Raw genomic sequence first — 13,723 nt, forward strand, 5'->3', positions numbered from 1 at the left:
TGGTGATGTGGAGAGATGATGAAAAAAGTATTTCGATTTATCGGTTTGATCTTCAAAGGGTTCTGGAAAGTCATTAACTTTACCAGACTTGCCATTATTAACCTGCTCTTCTTTGCTGTGATTGCAATGATCTATTTTGCTTTCACTCAAGTCGAACCTGCGCCAGCTACCGTCAAAAAAGAGTCAGCGTTAGTCCTGAACATTTCTGGGCCTATCGTCGAGCAAAGCAGTTATGTGAATCCTATGGATTCTGTCACTGGATCACTGTTCGGGCGCGACCTTCCAAAAGAAAACGTTCTGTTTGATATAGTAGATTCAATCCGCCACGCATCGACTGATGATTCTGTAAAAGGATTAGTGCTATCGTTGAGAGACATGCCGGAAACTAGTTTAACCAAACTTCGCTACATTGCTAAAGCGTTGAATGAGTTTAAGGCGACAGGCAAGCCTATCTATGCCTACGGTGCTTTCTACAATCAAAGTCAATACTATCTAGCCAGCTATGCCGACAAAGTCTACCTTGCTCCTGATGGTGCGGTACTTATCAAAGGCTACAGCGCGTACTCAATGTACTACAAGACGTTACTCGAAAAACTCGATGTGACAACTCATGTATTCAGAGTCGGGACTTACAAATCCGCGGTCGAGCCATTCCTTCGTGATGACATGTCTGATGCAGCGAAAGAATCTGCCACTCGCTGGGTTTCACAGCTATGGGGCGCTTACGTAGATGATGTTGCCTCTAACCGTCAAATCGAAACCAGCGTTTTAACGCCAACCATGGATGAATTTCTTAAAGAACTAGAAGCTGCTGACGGCGATTTAGCCGCATTATCTAAGCAACTAGGATTGGTCGACGAACTTGTTACCAAACAGCAAGTCAATCAGGCTATGGTCGAGGCATTTGGTAGCGACGGCGATGGTGGCTTTAACGCTGTGGGTTATTACGAGTACTTGGCATCCATGCCATATGACCTACCAAAGCAGCCAGATAACCAAGTTGCCGTCATCGTAGCGAGCGGCACCATCATGGATGGTGAGCAACCGCGTGGTACTGTCGGCGGTGATACAACAGCAGCCCTTCTCAAACAGGCTCGTGAAAACGACTCCGTTAAGTCAGTGGTATTGCGTGTTGATAGCCCAGGTGGAAGTGCGTTTGCTTCAGAAGTGATTCGCAACGAGGTTCAAGCGCTGCGCGATGCTGGTAAGCCTGTCGTAGTGTCCATGTCGAGTGTTGCTGCCTCCGGTGGTTATTGGATTTCTATGAACGCTAATAAGATCATGGCACAGCCAACGACCATCACTGGTTCAATCGGTATCTTTAGTGTGGTAACAACCTTCGAGAAAGGGTTAAACAATATTGGGATTAATACCGATGGCGTTGGTACATCACCCTTCTCAGGCGTTGGTGTAACCACAGGCATCAGTGAAGGCGCGTCAAAAGCATTCCAAATGGGCATCGAAAATGGATATAAGCGCTTCATTACGTTAGTCGCGAATAACCGCAACATGTCTGTCACGGATGTCGACTCTGTCGCGCAAGGTCGAGTATGGACCGGTAAAGACGCATTAGAGCGAGGCTTGGTTGACCAGATTGGCGATTTTGATGATGCTGTCGCTCTCGCTGCTGAACTCGGAGGTATGGAGAAGTACGATATCTACTGGGTCGAAGAACCGTTAAGCCCAGCGCAACAGTTCGTCCAAGATATTATGCAGCAGGTAAAAGTGAGTCTTGGACTCGACATATCTGCTTGGGTCCCACAAAGCTTACTGCCTGTCGCGACTCAGTTGCAACAACAAGCCAGTTTGCTGGAAAGCTTTAACGACCCAAAAGGCCAGTACGTACTGTGCTTGACCTGTAATATCCAGTAGGCATGCAGAGCTAACAAATTCATTTATCTAGAGCCACCAATCGGTGGCTCTTTTATTTGTTTTGGTTATAATCGCCTGCATCTGTTCCCCTTGATAATAAAGCGATCCCTGGCATGACAAGAAAACACATCTATATTGCGTACACTGGCGGCACCATCGGCATGCAAAAGTCCGATCACGGCTATATTCCCGTCGCCGGTTTTATGGAAAAGCAACTGGCTAGTATGCCGGAATTCCATCGCCCTGAAATGCCAGAGTTTACTATTCACGAATACGACCCGTTGATTGACTCTTCAGACATGACACCTGCAGATTGGCAACAGATTGCTGACGATATTCGTGATAACTATGACAACTATGACGGCTTCGTTATTCTGCATGGCACCGATACGATGGCGTATACCGCATCGGCACTATCGTTTATGCTAGAAAATCTAGGTAAGCCAGTCATTGTCACCGGATCACAGATTCCTTTAGCGGAGCTACGCTCTGATGGACAAGCTAACCTGCTGAATGCACTGCACATTGCGGCTAACTATCCGATTAACGAAGTCACACTGTTCTTCAATAATCAACTAATGCGCGGTAACCGCAGTACCAAATCTCACGCCGATGGTTTCAACGCGTTTACGTCTCCAAACATGTCGCCGATTTTAGAGGCGGGTATCAATATTCAGTTAGGTAGTGGTGTAGAACTGAACAAAATGCCTGAGGGCAAGTTTAAAGTACACGACATCACACCACAGCCTATTGGGGTCATTACTATGTACCCTGGCATCTCACATGAAGTGATTCGTAACACGCTACTTCAACCTGTTAACGCTATGATATTGCTAACTTTCGGTGTTGGTAATGCGCCACAAAACCCTGAGCTTCTCGCACACCTAAAAGAAGCCTCTGAACGTGGCGTGATTGTGGTCAACCTTACCCAATGTCTAGCCGGTAAAGTCAATATGGGCGGTTATGCCACTGGTTGTGCCCTAGCCGATGCCGGAGTTATAAGTGGTTTTGACATGACCCCAGAAGCGGCTCTAGCCAAGCTACACTACCTACTTAGCCAAAACTTGGGCTACGAAGAAGTTAAAGCCCAAATGTTAGAAGTGCTACGTGGTGAAATGAGTAAATAAATCCTTACTATTGATCGTTTTAAAAACGCAGCTAAGCTGCGTTTTTTGCCATTAGACTTTGGCTAACACTGCATCGGCCGCTTCTTCAATGAGATCCAACACCAACTCAAAGCCCTGCTCTCCTCCATAGTAAGGGTCTGGGATCTCACTATAGGATGAAGAACCATGGCTAAGAAACAACGAAAGTTTGTACTTGAGATGTTGAGGACAACGTTGTTTAAGGTCGGCCAAGTTATCCTTATCTGCGGCTAGAATCATGTCAAAGATCTCAAAGTCTTCATCTGTCACTTGTCGCGCTTTTATTCCAGAAAACGAGTAACCACGAGCTTCGCCAGCGGCTTGCGCTCGCTTATCAGGGGCGTCGCCGTGATGGTAGCCAATCGTCCCTGCTGAATCGATGAGGACCTCAACCCCTTGATTCGCTGCTCTAGAGCGTAATACCGCTTCACCCGTTGGCGAGCGACAAATATTGCCCATGCATACAACTAGAATCGATGGTTTCTTTTTATTATTCATATAGTTAACACCTAATTTCGGCCAATTTTCACGTCAAAGATACAAAAAATTTTAGTCTATAAATCAGGTACTTGTGAATAGTTTTGGAGGGATTTTGGAGCGAATTTGGCCTCAAAACGACCATTCAGCATCGATGTGAAAACCATCCTAACAACTAGCTTTCACATAAACCATTGAAAAACAAAACATAATAAATTTAAGCGTGTTCACAAGGCTGCTTGCCAGTTTTATTTATCTTGAAGAGCAAAAAGTAATCACCAAACGGACTCTTGGGGTTTGGCCGGGTGTTAGCATCAGCGATGAAAGGAGCAGAGTGTTCTCCAACTTATCTCAATCCAAACAAGGGGGGGAAGTATGAGCGGCATTTTTACTTTACTGGCTTTAGTCATCTTTGGCTTGTTTTTGGCAACCAAAATGCGCAGTTACGAAGCTATCGGAAGCACCATCGAACCTGGCGTTAACACCAAGGAGTCAAACTATGAACCAAACTGGGTATTTTACCAAGACCAAACTCAAAGCTCGGTCGATAGCAACTCGTATGAGCCAACTAACGACACCGATTTTGCATCGATGGACTTTACCAACCAATCTCATGTCGATGATGAGAACACCGTCATTAACCCAGCAACAGGCCTTCCAATGGTTGGAGGTATTGGCGGGCTGGATACTATGGGAAATCCGTACGGCTACGACAGTCTGTCTCAAGGCACGTACCCAGACGATACCGCCTCAAGTACTGCTGATAGCGCTTTTGAAACTGATTCTAGCTCATGTACTGATCACAGCTCTGACGAATTCACTACTACAGGCTTTGATAATAGTTGTGATAGCGGTTTTGACGATGGCTTCAGCACGGGATTGGATGACGACATGTTTTCGTAGGGGTTCGTTGTTGAGGCGGTTTAAGCGTTGAGTGTGAGGGCTAGGAGCTTTCGAGTTAGCTGTGGTTTTGAGTCTAACTCGAAAGTAAGCATAAACGTGTCGGTGACTTTGCTAAACGAGAATAATACGGATTAGCTAAAGTTTGGCTAAACTAGATGGCACAGTGAAAGCGTTTCCCTATTCTAGGCGCTCTCTGATTTAACGTGATGATGAGGTCATGTGTCAGAGGCTAAAGCTCTTTTGTTCATATCAATGACTATCACTTCTATCTCATCGATATCTACATAGCCATGCGCAATCGACTTCCAATAGTCTTTAAGTGCTGGAGCGAGCTTATCAATTCTTACTCGCTTACCATCTATTTCCCAACTCTTCGTAGACTTCTGTGATACTAGTAGAAATACACCACAACCAGCAGTGCCCTCTCTTAGATAATCACCAACGAGCTGGTTTCTAAGACGCTCGCACAAATCAGGACCACTCCAACCTTTATCAAGTAACTTCAACTCAATCGGAACTGGAGAGGCAACTTTCGGGTTAGCAAGCCAAATATCCATCCTTTGTTCATTAGCTAACTCTGGCTCTTCTGCGATTGTGTAGTATCCGTTGGCACTTTTTCTTAGCTCAGCAGCAATAAGCGTTCTAACCTCATTTTCTTTGGTTGCTCTTTGCCAAGTCATCCAAGGGCTATCATTACCATTTTCGACCCAATCTTTAATCGAAAGAACTTGTTGGACACCCAGTTCAAATAGCTGCCTGTGCGACTCAGGAGAGATCATATTAGTTTTGTGAAACTCCTTAAACTGGTTATCTGACCATAGTGGGGCATCACCATAAGCTTCAGCCATTTTGTATGCATTCTTTTTCATCCACGGTCGATGTGACTTGTCAGGATGATCTTCTATTAGCTGTGTCAATGCGTAATAACTTTCCTTTGAGGGAATCTCAACTAAGTAGTTGAACAACATATCTCTTGCTTCTTGAGCATGATCTCGTGTTGTAGGGCTATAGACTCCGGTGCCAGCTCGCTTGAGATCATCACTGGCTCTGATATATTTATGCATCAGTACGTACAATGCCTTTAGGTGAGCAACGACTTTAAACCGTCCTAAGTTATAAACAGAACGATGTGAGCTCCTCCCACCTAATAACGCTTCCAGAAATACTTCCGCAGCGTTCGTTGCCTGTTCAGGTTCAAGCGTTGCTAGCCACTCCTCTAACTCTGGAATACCTTGGCCAGGCTCACTATCGACTAACAGCGCATACCACCATGCAATTTCATGATCGTCACCTTGACTTTCTGATATGTATTTTTGGGCTAGAATAGATAGTTGTTCTGCACTAATACCACCCTCAATCAAGAGTCTTAAGCTGTATTCCTTATTGGCTTGGATTAAGTTCTCAGAACTGACTAGATACTCAAATACTCTTCCGGCGAGATGCTGATTGAGCCAAGGTGCGTGATACACCAAATCGTGTAGAATATGGCTCGAAACCTCTTTGACTTTACTATTATTCTCTAGCTCCCAAAACACCTCTTTAAGAATGGCCTTATTTGTTTCCTCTGGATAAGTTCGATGTACCACCTCAAGCCAACTTGGGAATCCATTTATATCCCATGTAATATAACGCAATAGAGTTCCAAGGTCTTCAACACTTAGAGACTTCGGAAAATTAGAGTCTTCTTTTGCTTGAATTTCTAGCCCAGCTAAACCAAATAACAAAGCAAACGGGATCGAATTGCCAATGTCCTCCTCTGAATGCAACTTTGGGCGAAAGTTTCGCCAATGATTCATACAAAACTCTCTGTATGAGTTTGCTACTTGTACACCAAATTCAGGAATTAGCCGCTCCCATTGACTTGCACTGCGTCGACTTGTAGCAGAACTATCTTTCTCTAGCTCACGTAATAACCAGACATGATTGTTAGAAATTTCGCCAGATTTTACCTTTGGATTCGTAATCTGAGACGGATTCTCTATTAGTGAGTGTATCCAATCGTTTCGGCTGCTTTCTCTATGTTTCCGTTTTTTTTCTGCCACTAGGCGATATTCCGCTTGCGCAGCTTTGTACATTAGTGTTGATTCAGGAGTTATCGGATTTAGCAAATTCTCTAATCGTGATACTAAGATTTCTTCCCCAAACACAGCGATATGAAGCTCTTCCAGCATGTTTACAGGTGAGCCTAACTGTTGATAGAGTCTGAACGCGGCATTCAGTGCTACTAATCGGTCATCTTGTTCAATACGAGTGCTAACAAATAATACTAACCTTGAGAAATCATCACGATTGAAAGCCCAAAAGTGTTCTAAATATGATATGCACCAATCATCGGTCAGGGGCTTATCTTGCCCACTTAGATGCGTTCTTGCATTCTCGATACTATGCCAATAAAGAGCATCATTCAGCTCTTGCCATCCAGGTACCAGATTACAGAGCTCATGTTCAACATCATATAAGTTCTCCTCTCTCCAATACTGCCAAGCTCCTACATTTACCATAGTAGACAGCGAAAGCTCTGACAAAGCGAATGGATCCCTATTGACCACTAGCTTTTCCAAACATTTGATAGCAGAACCAAACAACCATGCATATTTCTTAGAAACTCTGCATTCTCTTGTCTCTATAAAAGGAGCGGCGCTAAGGTAACTATTTAACCCTTTTAGTAATTCAGGAATAAGTTTGATTTCTGCTCTCTCTATAAAGTCAAGCAGCGTTCGATCCAAGTCTAATACTTCAAACCTTTTTGAATCCTTTATTTGCCGAATGGATTCAACTAGATATCTAATAGAATCTTCGTCGGGTGTGGTATGGTCAACCAACTCACTCAGTAAGGCTATAGGGATTTCCCCTCTGTGAACAATCTCTTGCCAGACAAGAGCTTTTTGCTCTTCATCCCCACTAGTTAATACAGCTCGTACTGACGCAGTTCTGGCATACTCATCTCGCATGCTAGATACAGAAATTTCTATAAGAGGTTCGGTGCAAGCTCTCATCTTCCCTTGCCAGACTAAACGACCAAGGAAAAATATTGCATCATCATTGTCTACATATTTGTGAATAAGGTTGAGTACATCCTTCGTTAGATCTGGCTGTGCAATTCGCGCTATGGCGGCGTTGCCTCGAGCAGAATGGTCACCTGTATCATTGGCAATTTGAGCTATAACATCAGAAAGAATTTGCCTCCTTACTGACAACGGCAACTGAGAGGGATCGCCTTCCTCTATAGCGATTTCAGGCTTGATAGCCAATATCTTCGCCCGGAGGCTATCATCAAATAGAATTAACCATGGCAATATCGGACGAAATAAAGGGGTAACAACAGTTTCACCGAAAACTTCCCTAATAAAGTAAGACTCGATTTGGGATCGCAAACCTTCTTCTTTCAATAAACTAGCGAAAAACTGTGCTGCTAATAGCTCACGAACATCCCTATGCCGGAACCTTACTGCGCCGTAAATAATGTCATTAAACAAACCACTCTCAAGTAAAGACTTAACGTCTTCTCGTTCCCAGTCGTACAGAATAATGTCGGCATCAATTCCTTGCTTTACCTTTTCGGCATCAGGTACATTGATCCCAACATTACCCGTTAAGATGACAGCAGCAGCCAACCGTTGAGCACCTTCACGAGCCTTGTCTAAGTTGAGAGGCTTTCGAGCATTGTTATGTACCTCATTAAGACGAACATCAATATTATGTTGTAGTAGATGCAGCCGCCCATCAAGAGATTGATCATCTAACCATTTCGTTATGATGATATCCAAATCAAAAGGTCTCTCTGCGAGGTTCCACAGGCCTAACCGCTCAATCTCATCCAGGAGTTCATCAATGTTACTAACTCCACTTTCAATACAGTAGGTATAAACCTTCGTTCGGTTTAACGGCCGTAAGCTATATACATTTAATGCACTTTTGGGATGCTTATCTTTGTCGTCATCTCCTCTAGGGCTAGTAGCGGGATAGAATAGGTGAGCATCAACTAGAGCCTTGTCTGACTCGGCACGCCAGCTATATGGACGACTAGAAATGTAAATATGAGCCCGCTTAGCTCCTTTCTCAATTCCTTTTGCAAAACGTTTGATAGCTTTTTCAAAAGCTCTGGGATGAGCTAATTTTGCTTCATCCACCGAATCTAAGAAAAACCAAGCCTCATCATTGGAGCTGAGCCAGTCCTCAAACTCATCTTCATCACCTATTTCGAAAGCATCATCAAAATTACGGTCAATATCCTCAATTCGAATAAAAAAAGACGGCTTCCCTTCATTTGAGAGTTTACTCGCCATTTCCATTAATTCGACCGTCTTACCAGCGCCTGCCTCGGCCAAAATGACCGTACGATACTGGTTTAATATAGACTTCCAATTGTCAGCTTTATTGGTTCCCAAACTAAGAGACATAATTAGCTCTTCAGAGTCTTTGTGGCTTTCTATTATGGGTAAAAACTGACGATCTAAGGCGATGTACTTCCGCATAACTGCATTGAGCTCCATGTGACATAAAAACTTCCGATATTCTACTAATTACACAATTTACCCAACTAGTCTAGATCTCATAAAATAACCACTAGTATTAATAAGTTATCCATTAGCCCGTTTCATCGTGAAACTTACACGCTCTAAAACGGTAGGGGCATTTTCGTGTTCCCCTTACCAACCAGCACTATTCTGGACAACAACGTATCACGGCACTTTAGCAGCCAGACGTAGAAGTCTCTCAATCTCCACTAGAACCTGATAAAACCACATCACACTCTATACCCGTTCGGAAAGCACCTTATAAACCGTAGATCGGCTACAGGCGAGATCACGGCTAATAGCATGCTTGTTCCATCCGCTTTTAGCTAGCTCCCTTATGCGTTCATGTAATGTCAAGTTAGGATAACGCCCAAGGTGCTTTCCTTGCTGTTTAGCTCGTTCTCGCCCTTCATTGCATCGCTGCAATATTCTTGAGCGCTCCATCTCTGCAAATGCGCCAATTGTGGTATAGATAACGCGCCCCACGTCACTGTTTATATCTAGGTCACCCAAGTCATGACAGATGAGCCCTGCGCCCCGCGCGCTTAATTGATCGGCGACGCCAAGCGCATCGATTGTATTTCTGGCAATCCGGTCAACCTTGGTGACATGCACAATGTCCCCTTCCCTAGCAAACTCAAGAAGCTGCTTTAAACCCTGACGCTCCGCGCTCTTACCACTGGCTTTATCTTGATAGATCTTTTCACAACCGATACGAGTAAGCTGTTCAACCTGAACCCCCAAATCTTGTTCATCGCTACTCACACGAGCATAACCAATCAACATAATTCCTCCTCGAGACTGTCCAATAAGTCCCAGCAAAAATGAAGACATGTACGGCAAGCGTTTTGCCGACTTAACGTACAGTGATTACCTTACCATTTGGTCGTTTTGCCCAAGTCCGAGAAGGTACACCTTTTTGGACGGTCTATTCGACGAGTACCTGACACAAGCAGAGTCTAGAAACTCGGATCACACAATCTTGCCAGCTCCTGCTCGATAGTTGATCTTAACTCGGCCATTGGTTCCAAACTCAGAACTGGAAAGTTGCTGTTAGCTGGCTCAATCATAGTTCCCTCCTGTATTTCTTTGTTCTAGTAAAGCACAGGGGAAGCGACGGAAATTCGATTAAGCAGCCCAAATGACACCTGTTAGTACCATTCAGTGAGTTCTCTTCAGGCATGTGAGGATGTCCTGCCAGTGTAAGTTCTATAGAACAATCCCAGAAAAGAGCGATGTTTTAAGCTCCATGCGAACCTTATCAGCAGTGATAATCGCGCTGGCCGTACTCAAGATTAAGGCCTGCGCTTTGCACAGTTATTCATCCCCAAAAGTAAACTTAGAGCGCGCTCAAGGCCGCGTTGGCCATGTTTGCAGTAACAAGAGCGCCTCGCGACATTGCCCAGCAGATTGGCGGTTTCAAAGCTTGTTTTACACGCTTGCTAACCCTGTCCGTCGCTCAAGGCCGCTATGGCCAAGTTGTACGATTTAAGCGGCTACGATAAGCGTCGATGAAGATACTTTCTCTGCGATAGTCGCGCTGGATATGGGATTTTTTGTTAGTGAAATTCCCCCCAGCATAAATTCTGGGTGGAAGCTGGGGAGGGTCTCCACCCATTACAGATAATTTCGGGGTTTTTAGGCTTTCCACCCAAATACCCAAAACAACCTATTTTTACTTGTAACCTCGCCTTACAACCATCTGATTAATCGATATATTCTTGTTTTCTCATGCTTTTTTGCCAACGTCAAAACACGCCTTCCACCCATTACGAGAAATATGACACTTTTCATGATTCAGAAGTTAACGTAATGCATCGTATTCATTTCACTTTTTGTTTTTCTGACCTATTTTCCATTGAGTAAAAGAGGGCTCTCCACCCAATACCGGCATTTCACTTAGAATCACCAACTATCGATTTTCCCATGTCATTGTTTTTAAGTGTTTTCTTTAAATTCTCACAAATTTGCCCTACATCTTCCACCCAATATTGATAAACCAACGGTAATTTTGTCGCTAAGTGCACTTTGTGTTTTCTAGCTGTTTTCTCATTTTCTGATGTATGTCGAGTGGTAATTAATTCCGCAGTTCAGAGCAAGAAAGCTATCTGAACAAAACGTACTTAGCTTCTTCGATATTTCTCCGATGGCTTACCCCAAAAAATTTTTGTGCACTCGTTTTTGGCTGCTTAATCCCATTGCCACCATTGCGGCCTCGCTAATCTAGAAAAAGTAGGTAAACGGACTTTTTGGGCTCAACCCAAAGGTATGATGGTCGGTTACAGCAAGGCGATTGGCTGACTCAGGCAGCAACTAAGGTCAGGAGTGAACTATGCATATTACGATTCGGGAATGGGCAATCCAAGAGTTTGGCTTTGCCCCAAGTGCGAGTACGTTGGCGAGCTACGCAAAAACAAAGCAGATACACCCTGCGCCGGTCAAATTCGGCGGAAAATGGATGTGCGATGAAAAAGCGGTATTTGTCGGTCTTTGCTCAACAGACTCCATAGAAATCAACGACCCTGTCGTAGCTAGGATTTTCCGTCATGGCAGCTAGACCTAGAGCACACAATCTAAACATCCCCAATCTCTATCAGAAATTTGATAGGCGAAATGGCAAGGCATACTACCAATACCGAGATACTCGAACTGGTAGATTCCATGGATTAGGAACCGACAGAACAACAGCGATTAAGGTTGCAACAGAGCTTAATCGACTCATCGCTGCCCAGCTAGTCGAGCAATATCACCACATTTTCAATGCTAATCCTGCCAAGAAAAAACGAATGGGGATCAGTACCGGTGAATGGTGTGAACGATACATGGAGATTCAAGCCGAAAGACTTGAGACTGGTGAAATCGTTGATGCTACCTTCAAAACACGGAGAAGTGGCATCAAAGTCCTAAATGACAGATGTAAGCATGTTGCTATCAGGGAGCTCGATACAAAGACTCTCGCCATCATCATTGATGAGTACAAACGGGAAGGCAAAACACGAATGGCTCAAGTTCTGAGGTCTATTTGGATTGATGTATTCAAAGAGGCTCAACATGCTGGTGAGGTTGAGGCTGGTTATAACCCTGCCTTAGCGACCAAGCCCCCATCGCCGTGCTCGTCTAACCGTATCTCACTGGGAGCAAATCGACCGCGTCTTGAAAAACTCACCTCATGTCTACTGCTATCACGCCGCCCTTCTCGCTTTGACGACAGGACTGCGTCGAGAGGACATTTGTAACCTCAAGTTCTCGGACATTGAAGATGGTCTACTCTACGTTGCCACAAGTAAATCTGGGCAGAAAACGAAACTCGCCTTCCCCCTCACCCTTCGTAATCCAATTCTCGATATGACGCTGGCAGACATCATAGGAATGTGCCGAAAGACGGATATAGTGTCACGCTATCTCGTTCACAATATAGCGCGGGTACACAGCACCAAACCAGGAGACAAGGTCAACGTCAACACTGTCACTCGCAGGTTTGCCGAGGCTCGAGACAAAGCCAACCTAAAATGGGAAGGCACTCCTCCTACTTTTCATGAACTGAGATCATTAGCTGAACGCACATACCACGAAGCAGGCGTTGATACTCAAAAGCTACTTGGTCATAAAGATCGCCGAACGACGGATAGGTATTCGGATAACCGAGGAAGTGAGTATGTTGTTGTGGGAGAGTGAAAGAGTAGTCGTGGACGTTAAAAACTGACTTGCCAGTAAGCTCTACGATCTCATGTACAGGCAGAGCTATTTTCTGTATCAACCTAGATGTCGACGAACAATAAATTCTGATAAAAATTACGACAGAATCTCTTAGTAACCACAACATGCAGGTAGATTCCAAAGCGTACTTTTGACAAAATTTTGTTCTTTAAATTAATAGATTAGATTACAACTAATTAACTCACAGAAGAACACCCAGCTAAGGGGTAAGCAACGCAATACCGATGCTGCGGCATACCACCTTAATCAATAGACTCAACGCATAGTAAAAATGCCACGCGTTGCGAATCCCCTTTGAATGGTTTGTTAGTTACTTTTTGCTGTCACTTTGAGCTTTATATGGGATGGTATCTTTTTCATCCCAAAAATCTAGAACCCTCTCGGAAACAAGCTTTTGCTTAACGTCCTCGATAAAGTTAATTTGCTTTTGATCCCCTGAGTCTTCGGCGTTTTTTTGAATAGCCTGAAAGACTGATTGTCTCATTGAACTTAAAGCCGAACGCTTAATCATGGAACCTTTAATTGTCTCGAAAGCAAAGCGAAATGGAAAATCATTTTCTCTTATCTTTTCAATTAATGCCAAATATTCGTCAGTTACATCTTCCCATTGTTCACTCTCGTCAGCAAGACGGTCAAAATGAGCAGGGGCTGTTTTACTAGGTAATTTATCATCAAGAAGCGGGACTCCTGCTTTGTCATAAATTTTAGCAATTAGCTCTGAACAAAATGAGCTGTCCTCTTCACCGCTTCCCATATATTTTTTGTTATAGCCTTGTCTCAAGTAATATAAAGCTGCTTTCAACAACTCTTCTTGCTCTTGTTCAGTTATTCCTTTTAGGCGGATTGCTTTCCAAGCATCCTTTATATCTTCAAGTTCATCAAGAAGAAAAACAAAGTGAACACCTCCATCGTTCGTAGAATGCACTAATGAACCATCACCTATACTCAGCTCTACATGACTAGAAGCTACTCCGTTGTAAATCACTTTCTGCGCATTAACTAATGCAGAAGAAAACTTAGTACCTCCCCTGACAAGAAGAATATCGCCTATCATTTCATATCTCCTAGAGAACTAAAGCTTTGTAAAGGGGT

General features: G+C 43.9%; 10 protein-coding genes. 6 read left to right on the forward strand and 4 right to left on the reverse strand.

The window, feature by feature from the left end; all coding sequences use genetic code 11:
* Positions 1-18 precede the first annotated feature (18 nt).
* A complete protein-coding gene (gene sppA, locus HOP38_RS11465) occupies positions 19-1,872 on the forward strand; it encodes a signal peptide peptidase SppA (RefSeq protein WP_006070051.1) in 1,854 nt (617 codons plus the stop codon).
* A gap of 113 nt (positions 1,873-1,985) precedes the next feature.
* Positions 1,986-2,999, forward strand: coding sequence for an asparaginase (gene ansA, locus HOP38_RS11470; protein WP_006070050.1), 1,014 nt, complete (start codon positions 1,986-1,988; stop codon positions 2,997-2,999).
* Positions 3,000-3,050: 51 nt separating this feature from the next.
* Here ansA and HOP38_RS11475 read toward each other — a convergent pair whose 3' ends face one another.
* Positions 3,051-3,515, reverse strand: a complete 465-nt coding sequence (locus tag HOP38_RS11475) for a low molecular weight protein-tyrosine-phosphatase (protein ID WP_198558097.1) — start codon at positions 3,513-3,515, stop codon at positions 3,051-3,053.
* A gap of 354 nt (positions 3,516-3,869) precedes the next feature.
* Here HOP38_RS11475 and HOP38_RS11480 point away from each other — a divergent pair, with 354 nt between their 5' ends.
* Positions 3,870-4,397 carry a hypothetical protein gene (locus HOP38_RS11480; protein ID WP_198558098.1) on the forward strand — a complete coding sequence of 176 codons (528 nt, stop codon included), beginning with the start codon at positions 3,870-3,872 and terminating at the stop codon, positions 4,395-4,397.
* Between the two features lie 215 nt (positions 4,398-4,612).
* On the opposite strand, the gene HOP38_RS11485 is transcribed toward HOP38_RS11480, so the two are convergent.
* Both HOP38_RS11485 and HOP38_RS11490 read right to left on the reverse strand, forming a co-directional pair.
* Positions 4,613-8,872 carry an NACHT domain-containing protein gene (locus HOP38_RS11485; RefSeq protein ID WP_198558099.1) on the reverse strand — a complete coding sequence of 1,420 codons (4,260 nt, stop codon included), beginning with the start codon at positions 8,870-8,872 and terminating at the stop codon, positions 4,613-4,615.
* Positions 8,873-9,151: 279 nt separating this feature from the next.
* A complete protein-coding gene (locus tag HOP38_RS11490) occupies positions 9,152-9,700 on the reverse strand; it encodes a recombinase family protein (protein ID WP_198558100.1) in 549 nt (182 codons plus the stop codon).
* A gap of 1,546 nt (positions 9,701-11,246) precedes the next feature.
* Here HOP38_RS11490 and HOP38_RS11495 point away from each other — a divergent pair.
* The 3 genes from HOP38_RS11495 to HOP38_RS26115 are packed head-to-tail and all read left to right on the forward strand — an operon-like array spanning position 11,247 to position 12,589.
* Positions 11,247-11,471, forward strand: coding sequence for an excisionase (locus HOP38_RS11495; RefSeq protein ID WP_042474130.1), 225 nt, complete (start codon positions 11,247-11,249; stop codon positions 11,469-11,471).
* Entirely contained in the window at positions 11,461-12,150 is a 690-nt protein-coding gene (locus HOP38_RS26110) for a phage integrase Arm DNA-binding domain-containing protein (RefSeq protein WP_242456523.1), read from the forward strand. The genes HOP38_RS11495 and HOP38_RS26110 overlap by 11 nt, the downstream gene beginning before the upstream one ends.
* On the forward strand, positions 12,068-12,589 hold the full coding sequence (locus tag HOP38_RS26115; RefSeq protein WP_242456524.1) for a tyrosine-type recombinase/integrase: 522 nt from the start codon (positions 12,068-12,070) through the stop codon (positions 12,587-12,589). The genes HOP38_RS26110 and HOP38_RS26115 overlap by 83 nt, the downstream gene beginning before the upstream one ends.
* 352 nt (positions 12,590-12,941) lie before the next feature.
* On the opposite strand, the gene HOP38_RS11510 is transcribed toward HOP38_RS26115, so the two are convergent.
* Positions 12,942-13,685: a YiiX/YebB-like N1pC/P60 family cysteine hydrolase gene (locus HOP38_RS11510; protein ID WP_198558101.1), complete on the reverse strand. Its 744-nt coding sequence runs from the start codon at positions 13,683-13,685 to the stop codon at positions 12,942-12,944.
* Between the last annotated feature and the right edge of the window lie 38 nt (positions 13,686-13,723).

This window comes from Vibrio mediterranei (genome assembly GCF_013364395.1).
GTDB classification, from domain to species: domain Bacteria; phylum Pseudomonadota; class Gammaproteobacteria; order Enterobacterales; family Vibrionaceae; genus Vibrio; species Vibrio mediterranei.